We start from the raw sequence: 18,689 nt of genomic DNA on the forward strand, positions 1-18,689 counted from the left end.
ATATATATTGTTAATTTGACAAAATTATAATATTATAGTAAATTTTAAAATAAGCTTGTATTAAACTTGAAAAATAGTAAAAATGTAAAGAAAATACCAAAAAAGTATCATTAATGTACAAAAATTAATTAGAAATATACTTGTTCGAAAAAGTTTTTAAAAACTAAAATATAAAAAGTACTAGAGAAGTAGGAGGAAATTGGTATGAGAAAAAAGCTTTACTCAATATTGGCGGTTCTATTGTCAATGTTTATGTTTGTTTCTTGTAATGGAAATAAAGAAACAGCTAAAAAAGGTGGAATAAAAGACACATTAGTAGTAGCAAATGGAGCTGATGCAAAATCATTAGACCCACATGCAACTAATGACGCACCAAGTTCAAGAGTAACAGTACAAATCTATGATAGACTTGTAGAGCAGGATGACAATATGAATATAGTGCCAAGTCTTGCTGAGTCTTGGGAGCAGCCAGATGGAATGACTACTATATTTCATTTAAAAAAGGGAATTAAATTTCATAATGGAGATGAGTTAAAAGCTTCAGACGTAAAATTCTCTTTAGATAGAATGAAGGCATCACCTCAAGTATCTCATATCATAGGAACTGTGGATAAAATAGAAGTAGTAGATGATTATACAGTAAAAGTGATAACAAGTGAGCCTTTTGGAGCTCTATTAAACCATTTAACTCACCCAACAGCAGCTATAATGAGTGAGAAAGCTGTAAAAGCAGCAGGAGATTCTTACGGACAAAATCCAGTAGGAACTGGACCTTATAAGTTTGTGTCTTGGCAATCAGGAGATAAAATTACTCTAGAAGCTAATCCTGATTACTTTCTAGGAGTAACTCCTATAAAAAATGTAGTATTCAGACCAGTTACTGAAGCATCTAATAGAACTATTGGAATAGAAACTGGGGAATTAGATTTAGCTTATGATATAGAAGGATTAGATAGAGAAAAATTAAGAACAGATGATTCAATCGTATTCTTAGAGGAACCATCTTTTGGAATAGACTATATTGGATTTAATACGAAAAAAGCTCCTTTTAATAATGTAAAAGTGCGACAAGCTATAGCCACAACTATTAATGCAGATGATTTTATAACAGCTGTATATAAAGGCTCTGGAGAGAAAGCAAATTCATTAATAGGTCCAAAAGTATTTGGATACACTACTGAGGCTAAAGCATGGGAGTATAATGTAGAAAAAGCTAAACAATTATTAGCTGAAGCAGGATATCCAAATGGATTTAAAGCAAAAATATGGATAAATGAAAATATTGAAAGAAGAGATATAGCTATAATTCTTCAAGCCCAATTAAAGGAGATTGGAATAGACTTAGCTGTTGAGACTCTTGAATGGGGGGCATATTTAGATGGAACAGCTAGAGGAGATCATGAATTATTTATGTTAGGATGGGTAACTGTAACTGGAGATGCTGATTATGGATTATTTCCATTACTTCATTCTTCAAGTTTTGGGGGAGCTGGAAATAGAGCATTTTATGATAATCCAACAGTTGATGAATTATTATCAAAGGCTAGAGTATCTGTAAATCAAGAAGAAAGAAAAGAGCTATATAAAGATGTTCAAATTATAGCTCAAGAAGAAGTTCCATATTATGTAACGGCATACAAATCACAGAATGCAGCGTTACAAAAAAATATAGAAAACTTCAAACTTAAACCAGCAGGACATCACAGACTTTATGGAGTAAAATTTAAATCAAATTAGGTTATGAAGTGTTAATAAAAAGGCTGTGTCTTAATTGACACAGCCTTTTTATAAAATCAATAGAGAAAGGAGAAGGCACCTAAGATGTAGAGTGTCAAAATGAATATGCACAAGTATGTATTAAAAAGAATTTTACTACTTATTCCTGTATTATTAGGAGTATCATTATTAGTTTTCGCTATAATGTCATTAACACCTGGAGATCCAGCACAGTTAATATTAGGGGAAAATGCACCAAAAGAAGCTGTATTAAAATTAAGAGAAGAGATGGGATTAAATGATCCATTCTTTATACAGTATTTTAGATTTGTTAAAAATGCAATTATGGGAGATTTTGGAAGATCATATACTACTGGAAGGGAAGTATTTGGAGAGATATTTGCTAGATTCCCAAATACTCTTATATTAGCAGTAATTGGTATCATAATATCTGTATGTATTGGTATACCAATAGGTATAATTTCAGCTACTAGACAATACTCTTTCTTAGATAGCTTTAGTATGGTAATAGCTCTTTTAGGAGTTTCTATGCCAGTATTCTGGTTAGGGCTTATGTTAATCTTAACTTTCTCTGTAAAATTAGGATGGCTACCATCTGGAGGATTTGATGGTTTGAAGAGTATTATTCTACCAGCTATAACTCTAGGAGTTGGTTCAGCAGCTATTATTACAAGAATGACTCGTTCATCTATGCTAGAGGTAATAAGACAAGACTATATTAGAACAGCTAGAGCTAAAGGAGTGGCAGAAAAAGTTGTTATCAATAAACATGCTCTTAAAAATGCTCTTATTCCTATCATTACAGTTGTAGGATTACAATTTGGACATCTATTAGGAGGAGCTGTACTTACTGAGTCAGTATACTCTTGGCCAGGTGTAGGAAGATTGATGGTAGATGCAATTAGACAAAAAGATACACCTACTGTATTAGCAGCTGTTGTTTTCTTAGCTGCAGCATTCAGTGTTGTAAACTTATTGGTAGATATATTATATGCTTATGTTGACCCTAGAATTAAATCTCAATATAAGTAATAAGGGGGAAAAATAATGTCGAATATAAATACTTCAAATAAAAAGAGAAGTCAGTGGGTAGAGGTATGGAGAAGACTAAAAAGAAATAAGATGGCTGTTTTAGGACTAATTATTTTAATTATTCTTGTCTTACTTGCTGTATTTGCTGATGTTATAGCCAACTATGATAATGTAGTTATAAAACAAAATCTAGCTCATAGATTACAAGGACCAAGTGCAGCACACTGGCTTGGAACAGATGAGTTTGGTAGAGATATATTTGCAAGACTTGTACATGGAACAAGAGTATCATTACAAGTAGGTATAGTAGCTGTTGGAATATCAATAGTTATTGGAGGAATTTTAGGAGCAGTAGCTGGATATTATGGTGGAAAATTAGATAATACTATAATGAGGGTTATGGATATTTTCCTAGCAGTACCAAGTATCTTACTTGCAATAGCAATAGTTTCAGCATTAGGACCAAGTATTATCAACCTTATGTTAGCTATTAGTATTTCAAGTGTACCTAGTTATGCCAGAATAGTTAGAGCTTCTGTACTTTCTATTAGAGACCAAGAGTTTATAGAAGCAGCCAAGGCTATTGGAGCAAGCAATACAAGAATAATATTTAGACATATAATTCCTAATTCTTTAGCTCCTGTTATTGTACAAGCTACATTAGGAGTAGCAAGTGCAATCTTATCAACAGCGGGACTAAGTTTTATCGGACTAGGAATTCAACCACCAGCACCTGAGTGGGGTTCTATGCTATCTGGAGGTAGACAATACCTAAGATATGCTTGGTGGGTAACAACATTCCCAGGAGTAGCTATAATGATAACAATTCTTTCTCTTAACCTATTAGGAGATGGATTGAGAGATGCCTTAGACCCAAGGTTGAAACAGTAGTTAATTTAGGAGGAAGTGTCGATGAGTAATTTATTAGAGATAAAAGATTTAACTATACAGTATGTTACTGAAGATGAAGTAGTATCTGCTGTAAATGGATTAGAAATAGAGTTAGCAGAAGGAGAAACAATAGGACTAGTTGGAGAGACTGGAGCAGGAAAAACTACAACTGCTCTAGGAATAATGGGATTAGTTCCTAACCCACCTGGAAAAATATTAAGTGGAAAAATAACTTTTGAAGGTAAAGATTTACTTTCATTACATGAAGAAGAGATGAGAAAAATCAGAGGAAATAAAATCTCTATGATTTTCCAAGACCCTATGACATCATTAAACCCAGTTATGACAGTAGGAGAGCAAATTGCTGAGGTTATAGAGATACATGAGCAATTGGGAAAAGAAAAATCTTTTGAAAAAGCAAAAGAGATGTTAGAGTTAGTTGGAATACCTGGTGCAAGAGCTAATGATTTCCCACACCAATTTTCTGGTGGAATGAAACAAAGGGTTGTTATAGCTATTGCCTTGGCTTGTAACCCAAAACTTTTAATAGCTGACGAGCCGACAACTGCTCTAGATGTTACTATTCAAGCTCAAGTACTAGATCTTATGAATGATTTAAAAGAGAAATTTAAAACTGCTATGATACTTATAACACATGACCTTGGAGTAGTTGCTCAAGTATGTGATAAGGTAGCTATTATGTATGCTGGAGAGATTGTAGAAGCAGGTAGCTTAGTAGATGTATTTGAAAATCCTAAACACCCATATACTCTTGGATTATTTGGTTCTATTCCTAGCCTTGATGAAGAGTGTGATAGATTAAAACCAATACAAGGACTTATGCCAGACCCTACTAACTTACCATCAGGATGTAAATTCCACCCTAGATGTCCACATGCTACAGAACTTTGTTCAAAAGAGCAACCAAAAGTTACTGAAATAGAGAAAGGACATAAAGTAAGATGCCTTATTTGTGAAGGAAAAGTAAAAGAGATAGGGGAGGAAAAATAATAATGGAAAACAAAGTATTATTAGAAGTAAAAAATCTAAAGAAATATTTTAATACTCCTAAAGGACTTTTACATGCAGTAGATGATATCAACTTTACTATTTGTGAAGGAAAAACTCTAGGAGTAGTTGGAGAGTCTGGTTGTGGAAAATCTACAACAGGAAGAGTTATCTTAAGACTTCTTGAGGCAACAGATGGAGAGATACTATTTGAAGGAGAAAACATCAGAAACTACTCAAAAGAGCAAATGAGAGAGATGAGAAAAAAGATGCAAATTATTTTCCAAGACCCATTTGCTTCTCTTAATCCAAGAATGACAGTAAGTGAGATAATTGCTGAGCCATTAATTATACATAAAATGTGTAAATCAAAAGAAGAATTAGAAGCTAGAGTAAAAGAGCTTATGGATACAGTTGGACTTAGTGAAAGACTTATGAATACTTATCCACATGAACTAGATGGAGGAAGAAGACAAAGAATAGGTATAGCTAGAGCATTAGCATTAAAACCTAAATTTATAGTTTGTGATGAGCCAGTATCAGCTCTTGACGTATCAATTCAAGCTCAAGTTCTAAACCTAATGAAAGATCTACAAGAAGAGTTTGGACTTACATATATGTTCATAACCCATGACTTATCAGTTGTAAAACACTTCTCTGATGATATAGCTGTAATGTATCTTGGACAATTAGTTGAAAAAGCGCCATCTAAGATGCTTTTCAAAAACCCAATACACCCATATACAAAAGCACTTTTATCGGCTATACCAGTACCAAGTGTAAAGAAAAAAATGGAAAGAATAAAACTTCAAGGAGAGATTACTTCTCCAATTAATCCGGATAAAGGATGTAGATTTGCTAAAAGATGTGTATATGCAAAAGATATTTGTAGACAGCAAGAGCCAGTATTAAAAGAGATAGGCGAAGGACATTTTTTTGCTTGTCATCTAGCTAAAGAGTTAGGATTTGTAGAGAAATAAATTAAATGAGGGATTATTATAATTTGAAAACTATAATAACCTTTTTCAATGAGATTTATAATTTACTTAGATATTAAAAATTATTCAAAAGTGAAAAGAATAAGAAGGAGTGAAACATATATGGTAAAATTTAAAGCTAAAAAATATTCTACAACTTTAAAATTGGTATTGTTAAAGTCTATAAATGATATTTTTCCAAATAAAGAGGTAATTATTGATAACTCCTTAAATAATGGTGTGTATGGTTATATAGAAGAATTTTCTTTATCAGAAGAAGATGTAAAGAAAATTTCTAATAGAATGAAAGAGATAATAGAAAAAAATTATCCAATAGAGTTAATTAGTAATAACAATGAAAAATTAAAAGCTAAAAGTTCTGAGATTACTAGGAAAGATGTAAGAAAGCTTTTAGATAATAGTGGTTGGACAAGTATAATGGAATATGAAATAGATGGCTATCATGACTATGTTTATGAAAGACCATATAAATTTACTGGAGATGTAGATTTATTTGAATTAACAAAATATAATGATGGATTTATTTTAAAATATCCCCTTACAGAGGAAAAAGTATTACCGCCTAGAATAGATACCCCTAAGATAGCAAAAATATTTGATGAAGCAGGAAGATGGAATCAAATATTAGGAGTAGATACTTTAGGAAGTCTAAATGAAAAAGTTTTACACAAGGAGATAGGAGAATTAATAAGAGTAAATGAAGCTTTACATCATAAAGAAATAGCTAAAATAGCAGAGAAAATCTCAAAAAATGATAAGATAAAATTAGTTACAATAGCAGGACCATCATCATCTGGTAAAACAACATTTAGTAAAAGATTATACATCCATTTGAGAGCTAATGGAATAAATCCAATAGTAATATCACTAGATAACTATTATATTGGAAGAGCTAATGTTCCCTTAGATGAAAATGGGCAAAAAGATTTTGAAACAATAGAAGCTCTTGATTTAAAACTTTTAAACCAAAATTTGAAAGAGTTAATAGCAGGAAGAGAAGTAGAGATACCTGAATATAATTTTATTACAGGAGAAAGAGAAGAAATAGGAAATATGATGAAAGTTCCTGAGAAAAATGGAATAATCATAATAGAGGGAATACATGGATTAAATGAAAGACTTACTTCTGAAATTCCTAGAGAAAATAAATTTAAAATATATATCAGTTGTCTAACTCAATTAAATATAGATAAACATAATAGAATATCTACAAGTGATGTAAGAGAGATAAGAAGATTAGTTAGAGATAGTCTCTCAAGAGAGGAAAAAGGAGAAGGGACTCTTGCTATGTGGCAATCTGTAAGAAGAGGTGAAGAAAAGCATATCTTTCCTTACCAGGAAGAAGCTGATGCCTTATTTAATAGCAATCTTGTATATGAGTTAGGAGTATTAAAAAGTTATGCTCTAAGAGAGCTTATAAAAATAAGTCCAAATAGTTTATATTATGAAGAAGCAAAGAGAATAATGAGATTTTTATATTGTTTTGTAGATATAAAGCCAGATTTGGTCCCAGATGATTCTATTTTAAAAGAATTTATTGGGGGAAGTATTTTTTATAAATATTAGAGTATATAATTAATCAGTTGCTATAAAAGAATTTTTTAATATACTTTAGATAAAGGTTAGTATCTAAAAAATAATTAAAATAAAAAACAAGGATTAACACCTGGAAAATACAGGAATCAATCCTTGTTAACTAATAATTAAATATTAAGATCAAAGAAAATAGAAATTATTATATATTATATAGTTTAAAATTTTAGCGATATCCCTACATAATAGTTTCTTTCAGGGGCTGGAATAGCTGTTGTTTCTGTTTCAAAATAGTTGTATTGTTCATTGAAAATGTTATTAATTCCAACTTTCAATGATAAGTAGTCTTTTATATTATATTTTCCATATATGTCGGTTACTCCAAAGTCGGAAATTTTATGCTTTACATAAGACTCTAATTCTCTTTTTTCATAACCACTATTATATATATAAGTTGCTCCTAGTAAAAATTTATTAGTGAGATTATAATCAATACCTAAGGTTATTTTCCATTCAGGAACCATTGGAACTTTATCTCCTTTTTTCAACCATTCATTGTTATTAACTTTATTTATTTTAGCGTTTGTATAAGATACAGATTCAGTCAAAGTAAGTTTATTAAAATAATGTTGAGCAAAAATTTCACTTCCATATCTTCTTGTTTGTTCAATATTTTCAAATCTCCATTCTTTTAATGCTGGATTATTAGCATTTCTATCTAATGTTGTTATCTCATTATTAGTTTGAGAAAAGAAAAATGAAGCTGTGATAAGTGTATCTCCAATAACATCTTTTGCTCCAAATTCAATACTATCAATAGTTTCAGATTTTAAATTACTATTTGTATAGATTTGATTTTCTTTATTTGTTAATTGACTTGGAAGAGGAGAAATAAATCCTCTTTCATACCTTGTATAGAGGCTTCTAACATCACTAAATTTATAATTGAATCCAATCTCACCAGCAAGATTATCTGTGTTTTCATTTATATTTGAATGATTATTCATAAGATTTCTACTTGGGGTATTATTTGGAAATAGTAATCCACCTAAGCTTCCACCATTTTCTAAATTATAGCCCTCTATATTACCTAAAGAATTTCTGTAACCACTATATTTTGAGTATTCATATCTAAGTCCAGTAGTAAAATCAAGATTTTTAGTTAAATTATAATTATTAAGCAGATATAGTGCATGGGTCTCTTTGTCAATATCTAAATTATTTTTTATAGTAACTACACCTTCAAGAGTACCAAGGAGATTAGGGGGAATAGGAAAATTCCCAATACTTGCATTTGAAAACTTAAATCTATCTGTTGTGACTAAACTATCTCTTTTAACATTAGTATTAATGTAATCATATCCAGCTACTAAAGTTCCGTTATCATATTCAAATTTTGATTTCAATTTAATTCCTTGCGATTTTTCAATAAATTTTCCATTTAAAGTAGATTTTAAATTTTTTATTACAGGTGAAAAGGGCATGTTAGGTGAGAATCTAGGAATAGTAAAATCTCTAGTATCATTTTGTAAAAAATTTCTTTCATATTCTGTTTGGAAAATATTAGCATATAAGGTCAAAGATTCACTAGGCTTATATTCATAATCCAAAGATAAAGAACTTCTTTTATTATCAAAATCAATATTTTCTCCTTTTGCTTTTCTATTTAAAACCATTAGAGATTTTTTTATTTCAGTAGATGTGTTCCCTTCATCTTCAAAGTAAAGTCCCTGGAATTTAAATCTATGTTTTGGATTAATTATATAGTCTAATGTTCCATTAAAACTTTTTCCTTTAAAATCATCTCCATCTCTATATCCTTTTTTATTAGAATGCTGTGAAGCAAGACTTAAGTAGAGTTTTTCAGATATATTTTGTCCAATTGCAAAATCTAAATCTTTATTATAATATGAAGCAAACTTGAAGTCTGCAGAGAAAAAATTATTTCTACTATCTGCTAATGTGATTATATTAACTACTCCTCCAGTTGTTCCACTACCATATAAAGTAGCTCCACCACCAGGAATTATTTCAATTTTTTCAATAGAGCTAATTGGAATAGAATTTATAGGTAAGCTTCCCATTGTTTCTTCTAGTGGAGTTAAACTAATCCCATCTATCATGACTTTTACTCTACTCATTGAACGTTCTCCGCTTCCACGAAGGTTGATAGTTGGACCAAATTGTGAATTTGTAATAACTATATTGGGAATATCTCGTAAAATACTCTCAACATCATTATACTGCTTTTTAGAAATTTCTTCTTTTGTAATTAAGGTAATATTTTTATTAGTTTCAACTAATGGTGTATTTAAACCAGAAGTTGTAGTAATACTTGTTGGAGATAATCGAATTTCATTTCCTAAAGCTACAATATTTACAGCTAAAATCATAAAAATTATTTTCTTCATTTAAATTGAACTCCTTTCATATTTTTATCTAAAGTCTACTAAAAAAAATAAAATTAGTCAGTAACATATGTTACCGATTTTTTTTAAAAAATATAATATACTAGAAATATCTAAATTTATTAAGGAGGAAAATAAATGTTATCACAAAAAACAATAGATATAGTAAAGGCAACAGTACCTGTTTTAAAAGAAAGGGGAGAAGATATAACTAAAGTATTTTATAAAAATATGTTAGGAGAAAATCCAGATATAAGAGCTATGTTTGATCCAGAGAAACAAAAAGATGGATCTCAGCCAAAAGCTTTGGCTATGACAGTATTAGCAGCAGCTCAAAATATAGAAAATTTAGCTGTTCTAGCTCCAGCTGTACAAAAAATTGGAAAAGTTCATGTTGATTTAAATGTTAAACCAGAACATTATCCTATAGTAGGGAAGTATCTTTTAGGGGCAATTAAAGAGGTACTAGGGGATATGGCAACTGATGATATTATAAATGCTTGGGCAGAAGCCTATGGAGTAATAGCTGATATTTTTATAGGAGTAGAAGCTGATATGTATGCTAAAAGAGCAAATAATTAATTAAAAGGGGCTGTTATAGCAGCCCTTAAAGATTTTTTAGTAGTTATAATTATTTATTTTTCTTTTTTTCCAAGAAATTTTTTTCTTTTCTTTTATTTTCTTCAGTAGATTTATCTTTAGCTTTTTCAACTAGAGGTTTTTTACCATTTTTATCTTTATGAAATGTATCTAATATAATTTCAGCTTCAGTGAATGGGACAGACATAAATGAAAAACTATCAAACACTTCAATATTTTTGATTTTTTTATCATCAATTTTAGATTTTTTTATAACGTAATTTACAAGCTTTTTAGGTGTCATACCATTTTTTCTACCTAAAGCGATAAATAACCTTACTTTTCCTGATTTTTCTAATTTCACTTCACTAATCTCATTATAGCTATTTTCATCTAAAATATCATCATAAGCATGTTTTAATAGGGCAGCGACTAGATCTAATGCTTGTTCTCCATTTAGGAGTTCCTTAGCAAACTCTTTAAAATTATCATAATTATTATCAACAAGAATACTATTTAATTCTTCCATAAGTCTAAATTTTTTAGCTTGAATAACATCTTTAATATCAGGAACTCTTTCTTTTCTTATTTCAGTTTTGACAATTCTTTGGATTTGAAGTAATCTTCTATATTCTTGTGGAGTAATAAAAGTAATTGCGGTGCCTTCTTTTCCAGCTCTTCCTGTTCTACCTATTCTATGTACATAACTTTCAGCTTCTTGAGGAATAGAGTAGTTAATGACATGGGATAAATCGTTTACATCTATTCCTCTAGCAGCTACGTCTGTAGCAACAAGCACATTTATTTTTTTACTCTTGAATCTCTTAAGAGTAATTTCTCTATAATTTTGACTGATATCTCCATGTAAACCTTCAGCATCGTAACCTCTATCGTTTAATTTTCCAACTAAATCATTAGCATCATTTTTAGTACGACAAAAAACTATTCCATAAAAATCTTTTGTTAAATCTATAATTCTACAAAGGGCTTCAAATTTATCTTTTTCATGTACTTCAAAATATATCTGATCAGTTAAATCTGTAGTTAGCTCTCTAGCTTTTACAGCTAATATTTCATAATCTTTCATATACTTTTTAGCTATTTTCATAATTTCATTAGGCATAGTCGCTGAAAAAAATAGCATTCTTTTATTTTCATTTGTAAAGCTTAAAATTTTTTCTATATCTTCTAAAAATCCCATATTTAACATTTCATCTGCTTCATCTAAAATAAAATATTTTAGATTTTGTAAATGAATGAGTTTTCTCTCTATTAAATCAATTACTCTTCCAGGGGTTCCAACTATGATATCAGTTCCTTTTTTTAATTGTTTAATTTGAAATTCAATGGATTGACCACCATATACTGGTGTGATTCTTATTTTCTTTCCATGAGCTAAGCTATTCATCTCTTCTGCTACTTGTAAAGCTAGTTCTCTTGTAGGAGCAAGTACAATAGCTTGAACATTTTTTGTAGTTTCAAAACTTTCAAGGATAGGAAGAGAAAAAGCAGCAGTTTTACCAGTTCCAGTTTGAGCTTGACCAATTATATTTTTATTTCCATTTAATAGAGCTGGGATAGTTAAAGCTTGTATAGGTGTAGGCTGTTCATAACCTTTTTTAGCTAGAGCTTTTAGCGTTTTATCACTTAGGCCTAATTTTTTAAATTGTTCTAATTTTTCCATTATTCACGTCCTTATAATAAAAATTTTTTTATTGTCCACATTGATATCCTATAATAAATAGGCAACTGTTATATTATAGGAATCCTCTATTCAAATTTTATACAAGCATTTAGCGGATAAAAAGACTGATAAATTTAATAATTTATAATTCAGAGAATAAGCCTATACTTTTCTAATACAGTATGATATATTGTATCATATTTTCCAGATAATTGTAAACCTTTTTATTTTTCTTTTAAAGATTTTAAAAAATATTTTAAAATTATTGATTGTTTAATTTAAAATGAAAAACCAGTCATCATTATAACTGGTTTATTGATATAGATTGTTATATTTGATAAATTCTGCTACCTTTTTGGGGAGTAAATCATCAATATTTTCCTTATTGGATAATTTTTTTCTAATTAAAGTAGATGATATATCATAGTAAGGAGTATTGAGATATATTATGTTCTTATTTTTTATTTCACTTTCATAACCTTTTCTACGAAAAATCACTAATTTACTAAGAGTTAATATTTGCTTATAATCTTTCCACTTAGGAAAAGTATAGGCAGAATCTTCTCCAACTATTTCATAAAATTCATGGTGTCCACCATAAAAGGATATTATTTTTTTTAAGGTATCAATAGTATAAGAGGTTTTTTTATTTTTTATTTCAATATCTGAAACAATTACTTTTTCTTTTCCTTCAAAAGCCAATTCACACATCTTTTTTCTAAGTTCTCCACTAAGCATATTGTCATTTCGATGGGAAGGTTTTCCAACAGGAATAATGATTACTTTATCTAGGTTTAATTCTCTTGTTATATAATTTACAATTTCTACATGAGCTTTATGTATAGGATTAAAGCTACCACCATAAATTCCTATTTTCATTTTAGTTCAGCAAGTGATCCTAATAACTCTTGATAGTTAGAAGCACAAATTATAGATTCTCTAAATTTTTTATCCCTAAAAGTTCTAGTAAGATCTGATACTAAAGATAGATATTCTCTATTTTTTCCTTTAGGAGCTCCGACTAAAACTATTAGTTTGGCATCTTCACCATCAGGAGCGTTAAAGTTTATCCTGTTTTCGAGTAAGCCAACTGCTACAACTATTTTATCTAGTTGCTCACTTCTAGTATGAGGAATAGCTATACCTTGTCCTATCCCAGTACTTCCTAATTCCTCTCTTGCCATGATACTTTCATAGAAATGTTTTTCATCCTTTAAGATGTCAGAATTTTTTCCAATTAAATCTACCAAGATTTTTAGAACTTCAGCTTTTGTATGCCTGCCATCTATATAGGTAATTAGTTTACTATTAAAATACTCTAACATTATTACCTCCTATAAAAAAATCTCCAGTAACTTTTTCTCAGTATTTCTAAGCTTTGTATATATTTTCTTATTCTCTATTGTATATTTTATCTTTCCTAAAAATTTCTTTCTATTTGTTATGTCTACATCTTCTATCAGTCTAAGCGAAGAGAGTATTTGTAATCCCTCAAAGCTGTCTAAAAGTTTTTTATTAGAAAATAAAAGATGGTTTAGTTCGTCTATATTTCCTTCATATTCAGGAGTATTTTCATAGATAGAGGTATTATCCCTATATTTTGTCATATATTGTATGAAAAGATAGAAAATATTTTCATTATAATCTTTCATAAGTTTTCTTAATCCTAAAACCATGAGTGGTTTTATATTGTCGTCGCCTATTAGAGCAAAATTAGAGGATATTTTAAAAAATTCATCTTTAGATCTTAAAAAAAGTTCTTTACCATATCTTTTAGAAAATTCTAAATTTCCATTAAAAAGAGTTTTGATATAATTAAGTTTTATTTTCTCAATATTTAAATTGGAGTATCTTTCTATTTTATCTAATACTTGTCTTTCTTTGATATCACAAGAATGAAAAAATTCTTCTATTAGTATATCTGTATCATTAAGAAAAGCTACTAAAGGTAGTATAATACTTTCTTTTTTTCTTTTGATATTTCCATTTTTATCGATAGTTACATAGGCTCTTTTATTTAAAAATTGAGCACATCTAGCTAGAGTTTCTATTTTTCCATATTCATTTAAAAAATTTAAAAATTTAGAACTTTTTTTTTCTTTTATTATATCAAGTATATCATACTGCATTATTAACATTTCCTCCAATTTTCTTCAAACAATTATCTTCTAAAACAGTGAATTCTATCTTTAAAACAAAGAAATTTTCCATAGATATATTAGATGGTAATTTAACTAGATCTTTTTCTGTCATTATGATAAATGAAGCTTTCATACTATTAGCACGTCTTTGAATAAGCTCTATATCTTTTCTTTTAAAATTATGGTGATCCATGAAATCAACTCTTTCAATATAGGAAGGTTCTAAAGATATTACAGTTTTTTCAAAGTTCAAAGGATTAGCTAGACCTGAAAAAAGTAAAACTCTTTTACCTTTTATCCAAAACAGTGGTTTTTGATTTCCTTTTAGATCGCATAGAGAAGTAACTCCATGTTTTGCAATAGAAACTTCTTTTCCTAATTTCTTTTTTAGATATTTTTTTATTCTTTCAACTTCTCTTTCACTTACTAAATCTGCTTTTGTTATTATAAATTCTGAAGCTCTTTTGGCTCCTTTTTTGAAATCTTCACGTAACATTCCTTTAGGAAGAACTTCTCCCCAACCAAAAGGATTTGTAGCATCTATTAAGACTATATCTCTATCTCTATAAAGTTTTCTATGCTGAAATCCATCATCTAAAACTATTGTATCTACATCAAAATGTTTTTTAGCAAATAAACAACCTTTGTATCTATTAGAGCTGACAACAATAGGAGCTTTTAAATTAAGTGCATGAATATAAGGTTCATCCCCACTTTCTTTAGCTGTAGCAAAAAGTTGATAACCATCACTTACCAGAAGAGGCTCTCTTTTTCTTTTACCTCTATATCCTCTAGAAACAACAGCGACATTTTTCCCCATTTTCTGTAATCTTTTTACAAAATATTGTACAGCAGGAGTCTTACCAGTACCGCCTACAGTAATATTACCTATACAGATAATCTCTACACCCTCTACCCTCCTTATAGGAAGCATTCTCTTATCATAGAGAAAATTCCTCAAAGATGTGATGAGGTAATATATATATGCTAATATCCTCATTATTACTCCTCAAATAAAAATGTTTTACTCTATATTTTACTCCTAGTAAAAGTAAAAAGTCAAGGAATTTTAAAATTACTTATTCTATATTTAAGAGGAAGCTTACTTTTTTATAAATTTTAAAATATTTAGAGAGAATAAGATTTATGTATTAAAACTTTACTGGAACTATTTTTGATATTCCTATCTCTTTATTCATTGTAACACCGAAAATACTTTCTGATTCTTTCATAGTATCTTTATTATGGGTAATCAAGATAAATTGGGATTTATTTGTAAATTCTTTTAATTTTCCAATGAGTTTTCTGGTGTTTTTTTCATCTAATGCTGCTTCTATTTCATCTAAGAATGTAAAAGGGCTAGGCTTAAACATGAATATTCCCATGATAAAAGCAATAGCTACCATAGATTTTTCACCTCCAGATAGGAGAGATAAAGATTGTCTTTTTTTATTTTTAAACTTTATAAAAATCTCAACACCACATTCATCAAAATTATCTGAATTGCTTAAAATAAGCTTACCTTCAGCATTATTAATAGTTTCTATACACATTTTATTAAAATTTTCATCAATAGCTGTATAAGCAGTAAAAAATCTATTATGGATAATTTCATCTATTTCTTTTATCAAATCAAGTAGAATATTTTTTCCTCTTACTAAATCTTCTCTTTGAGTATTTAAAAAAGTATATTTTTGATCTAGTTCATTAAATTCTTCAATAGCTAAAAGATTAACTGCTTGGAAATTTTTTAATCTATTATCAAGAGATTTTAATCTTTCTTTTTCTTCTTTTATAGCTGTGAATAGGATCTCATTAGCTACTATTTCTTTAAGATTATCTAGATTTTCAGTAAGTTTTTCTAAATCAATTTTAAGCTTTTCAATTGATTCATTTAATTTGTTAATACTATCTTTTTTATGTAGAAGATAACTATCTAATTCTTTTCTCTTTTTCATAAGTGTTCTTTCTTCTGTATCTAATTTATCATTTATTTGCTTTTTTTCACTTATCTCGCTGTTTTCATTCTCATATTTTTTTAATTTTTCATTTATTTCTTGAGTTAATATTGATTCAATTTTTTCTAATTCTTTTATTTCATTAGTAAGAATTGTTATTTTTTGAAGGGTTTCTTCTTTTTCTAATGACAGAAGTTTATGTTCTTTTTTTTCTTTTTCTCTTTCATTTTCTAACTGACTCATTTTATTTTGAATATTTAAATAAATTATTTTTTTATCTGAAAATTCATTTCTTTTTTCTGAAATAACTTCATTTATTTTCTGAGATTTTTTTATATTTTCTTCATCTTCTTTTTTTAATTCGTTTATAATAATGAAGATTTTATCCATTTCATTATTAGAAGTTGTAATTTTTTTCTCAAATTCTTCATTATATTTTATTTCTTCATCAAGTTCAACTTTGATAGTTCTTATTTCTTTGTTAATTTTTTCTATTTTAGAGTTACAATCTTCAAGTTGTTCAGTAACCATTCTTAGTTGTTTTCTTAACTCTTCTTCTGTAGTATCTATCTTATCTAATTCGTTTTCAAAATTTTCTAATTCTTTGCTTAAAAGATTTTGTTCGAATATTCCTTCAGTAATCTTTCTTTTTAAAATTTCACATTGATTTTGAAGTTGTTTTATTTCTCTTTTTCTTTCAAATAATTGACTAGCTGTAGAGTTTCCAAAATCTCCACCAGTAATTCTTCCTCTTGAACTAAGAAGTTCTCCAGCAAGTGTAACTACATTTCCTGTAAAAAGGGAATTTTTTATAATTTTAAGAGCTACATCCATATTTTCTACAATTAATAAATTTCCTAGTATAAAATCAGCTATTATTTTATATTTAATATCAGTTTCAACCAAGTTAGAGGCTAAACCTATTACTCCATCCAATTTTATAGTAGGCTCTTTTTTAGGAACTACTTTTATAGTATCTAAAGCTAAAAAAGAAGCTCTTCCTGCTTTTTTTTCTTTGAGCAAAGAGATGGCTTTTTTTGCTACATCACTAGTAGAAACAATGATATCCTGTATATTTCCTGGTACTCCAGCTTCAATAGCTTTCATATATTTTTCAGGAATATTAACTAAGGATATAAAGACTCCTTCTACTCCAGGGATTTTACTATTTAGTATTTCTTTAACTCCTTTAAAAAAACCATCATTATTTTCTTCCATTTTGAGAAGTGCTTCTAATTTAGCTGAATATCTTTTTTCATCATATTCGGAAATTCGTATTATTTCAGATAGTTTATTTATTTTTTGACTATATTTACTAATTTCGAGCTCTAGAAATTCACCTCTTTTTTTAGTAGCTTCAAGATTTTTAAATTTTTCATTTTTAATCTCTTGGAAATTTAGTAATTCTTTTTCTACATTGTTTTTCTTTTTAATAGCTATCTCTAATTCATCTTTGAGTGAATTTATTTTATTAGTACTTCCTTTTATTCTTCTATTAGAATTTTCTATTTCATTTATAAGTTTCATTCTTTCTAATTCTAATTCCATTATTTTTTTCTTTTTTATTTCTTTAGTAGTTTCAAAGTTTTCTTTAGATTTTTCAAGCTCTTTTATTTGTTTTTCAAACTCTAGATTTTCTTGTGATATACTTTGTGCTTTTTCTTCTATTGAAATAATATCTTTTTTTAGTTTAGATAATGAATTTTCTTTTTCACTTATTTTTTTTTCACTCTGTTTTACTCTACTTTCTTTTTCTGTTAATTCTCTTTTATAACTGCAGTATCTTTCAGTTACTCTCACTTTTTCTTTTTCCTTAGTCTCTATTTCTTTTTTTAGCTCTTCATTTTTAATAGCATTTTCTTCAATATATTTTTTTAAATTAAATTTTTCATGATCTATTATATCTAACCTTTTATCGACTGTTTCAAATTCTTTCTGAAGCTTATTATTTTCAATATTAAGGATCTCTTTATTTTGATTACTTTTTTCTAACTCTTGTTTCTTATTTGTAAATTCACACTCATATATTCCTTTAGCTAAAGCATCTCTTTGGTTTTTTAATTCTAAATATTCTTTAGCTATATGAGCTTGCTTTTCAACTTTTGTCCTATTTCCTTCTACTTCATTTAAAACAACTATTATTTTATCAAGCTCTGTATCTACATTTTCTAGATTTTTTATAGCTTCATTTTTTTGGTTCTGGAATTTTTTTATACCAGCAGCTTCTTCTATAATACTTTTTATTTCTTTGGAAGAAGAACTTATTATACGTTCTACTTTTCCTTGTCCTATAACTGAATAAGCACTTTTTCCGATACCTGTATCTAAAAATAGATTAGCTATATCTTTTAATCTAGCTTTAGAATCATTTATATAGTATTCATTTTCTCCAGATAAATATAATTTTCTTGTAATTTTTATTTCAGTATTTTCTGTATCTAAAAAATTATCAGAATTATCAATATAGAGAGAAACTTCAGCAAAATTCATAGCTTTTTTATTTTTTCCACCTGAAAAAATGACATCTCCACTCTCTTTAGCTCTAATACTTTTATAAGATTGTTCTCCTAATACCCAAAGTACAGCATCTAATATATTAGACTTACCACTTCCATTTGGTCCAACTATTGATGTAAGACCTCTATTAAACTCTATATATACTTTTTCTCCAAAAGATTTAAAACCAAAAATTTCTACTGCTTTTAAAAACATTTATTTCC

At 28.4% G+C, this 18,689-nt stretch carries 14 protein-coding genes; 7 read left to right on the forward strand and 7 right to left on the reverse strand.

Annotation, left to right across the window (positions count from 1 at the left end; all coding sequences use genetic code 11):
- The first annotated feature begins 204 nt into the window (after nucleotides 1–204).
- The 6 genes from DYA59_RS02465 (at nucleotide 205) to DYA59_RS02490 (ending at nucleotide 7,232) form a co-directional block, all read left to right on the forward strand.
- Nucleotides 205–1,737, forward strand: coding sequence for a glutathione ABC transporter substrate-binding protein (locus DYA59_RS02465; RefSeq protein ID WP_115269028.1), 1,533 nt, complete (start codon nucleotides 205–207; stop codon nucleotides 1,735–1,737).
- A gap of 105 nt (nucleotides 1,738–1,842) precedes the next feature.
- Entirely contained in the window at nucleotides 1,843–2,769 is a 927-nt protein-coding gene (gene nikB / locus DYA59_RS02470) for a nickel ABC transporter permease (RefSeq protein WP_115271446.1), read from the forward strand.
- Nucleotides 2,770–2,784: 15 nt separating this feature from the next.
- Complete coding sequence (gene nikC / locus DYA59_RS02475; protein ID WP_115269030.1) at nucleotides 2,785–3,660, forward strand: nickel transporter permease; 876 nt, start codon at nucleotides 2,785–2,787, stop codon at nucleotides 3,658–3,660.
- A 15-nt stretch (nucleotides 3,661–3,675) separates the two neighbouring features.
- Nucleotides 3,676–4,671, forward strand: a complete 996-nt coding sequence (locus DYA59_RS02480; protein WP_115269032.1) for an ABC transporter ATP-binding protein — start codon at nucleotides 3,676–3,678, stop codon at nucleotides 4,669–4,671.
- A 2-nt stretch (nucleotides 4,672–4,673) separates the two neighbouring features.
- On the forward strand, nucleotides 4,674–5,648 hold the full coding sequence (locus DYA59_RS02485) for an ABC transporter ATP-binding protein (protein WP_115269034.1): 975 nt from the start codon (nucleotides 4,674–4,676) through the stop codon (nucleotides 5,646–5,648).
- Between the two features lie 120 nt (nucleotides 5,649–5,768).
- The gene (locus DYA59_RS02490) at nucleotides 5,769–7,232 is read left to right on the forward strand and encodes a uridine kinase family protein (RefSeq protein WP_115269036.1); all 1,464 of its coding nucleotides are present in this window, start codon (nucleotides 5,769–5,771) and stop codon (nucleotides 7,230–7,232) included.
- 185 nt (nucleotides 7,233–7,417) lie between these two features.
- Here DYA59_RS02490 and DYA59_RS02495 read toward each other — a convergent pair whose 3' ends face one another.
- The gene (locus DYA59_RS02495; RefSeq protein WP_115269038.1) at nucleotides 7,418–9,610 is read right to left on the reverse strand and encodes a TonB-dependent receptor; all 2,193 of its coding nucleotides are present in this window, start codon (nucleotides 9,608–9,610) and stop codon (nucleotides 7,418–7,420) included.
- A 135-nt stretch (nucleotides 9,611–9,745) separates the two neighbouring features.
- Between DYA59_RS02495 and DYA59_RS02500 the strand changes: the two genes are divergently transcribed.
- Nucleotides 9,746–10,189 carry a globin domain-containing protein gene (locus tag DYA59_RS02500; protein ID WP_115269040.1) on the forward strand — a complete coding sequence of 148 codons (444 nt, stop codon included), beginning with the start codon at nucleotides 9,746–9,748 and terminating at the stop codon, nucleotides 10,187–10,189.
- 49 nt (nucleotides 10,190–10,238) lie between these two features.
- Here DYA59_RS02500 and DYA59_RS02505 read toward each other — a convergent pair whose 3' ends face one another.
- The 6 genes from DYA59_RS02505 to smc all read right to left on the reverse strand — a co-directional run bounded on the left by DYA59_RS02505 (nucleotide 10,239) and on the right by smc (nucleotide 18,681).
- Nucleotides 10,239–11,870: a DEAD/DEAH box helicase gene (locus DYA59_RS02505; RefSeq protein ID WP_115269042.1), complete on the reverse strand. Its 1,632-nt coding sequence runs from the start codon at nucleotides 11,868–11,870 to the stop codon at nucleotides 10,239–10,241.
- A gap of 312 nt (nucleotides 11,871–12,182) precedes the next feature.
- Nucleotides 12,183–12,749: a nicotinate (nicotinamide) nucleotide adenylyltransferase gene (gene nadD, locus DYA59_RS02510; RefSeq protein WP_115269044.1), complete on the reverse strand. Its 567-nt coding sequence runs from the start codon at nucleotides 12,747–12,749 to the stop codon at nucleotides 12,183–12,185.
- Nucleotides 12,746–13,195, reverse strand: a complete 450-nt coding sequence (locus DYA59_RS02515; RefSeq protein WP_115269046.1) for a PTS sugar transporter subunit IIA — start codon at nucleotides 13,193–13,195, stop codon at nucleotides 12,746–12,748. The genes nadD and DYA59_RS02515 overlap by 4 nt, the downstream gene beginning before the upstream one ends.
- Nucleotides 13,196–13,204: 9 nt before the next feature.
- Nucleotides 13,205–13,999, reverse strand: a complete 795-nt coding sequence (locus DYA59_RS02520) for a hypothetical protein (protein WP_147280954.1) — start codon at nucleotides 13,997–13,999, stop codon at nucleotides 13,205–13,207.
- Entirely contained in the window at nucleotides 13,989–15,011 is a 1,023-nt protein-coding gene (lpxK, locus tag DYA59_RS02525) for a tetraacyldisaccharide 4'-kinase (RefSeq protein ID WP_115269050.1), read from the reverse strand. The genes DYA59_RS02520 and lpxK overlap by 11 nt, the downstream gene beginning before the upstream one ends.
- Nucleotides 15,012–15,162: 151 nt before the next feature.
- Nucleotides 15,163–18,681: a chromosome segregation protein SMC gene (gene smc / locus DYA59_RS02530; RefSeq protein WP_115269052.1), complete on the reverse strand. Its 3,519-nt coding sequence runs from the start codon at nucleotides 18,679–18,681 to the stop codon at nucleotides 15,163–15,165.
- Between the last annotated feature and the right edge of the window lie 8 nt (nucleotides 18,682–18,689).

The organism is Fusobacterium necrogenes (assembly GCF_900450765.1).
Lineage (GTDB): Bacteria > Fusobacteriota > Fusobacteriia > Fusobacteriales > Fusobacteriaceae > Fusobacterium_A > Fusobacterium_A necrogenes.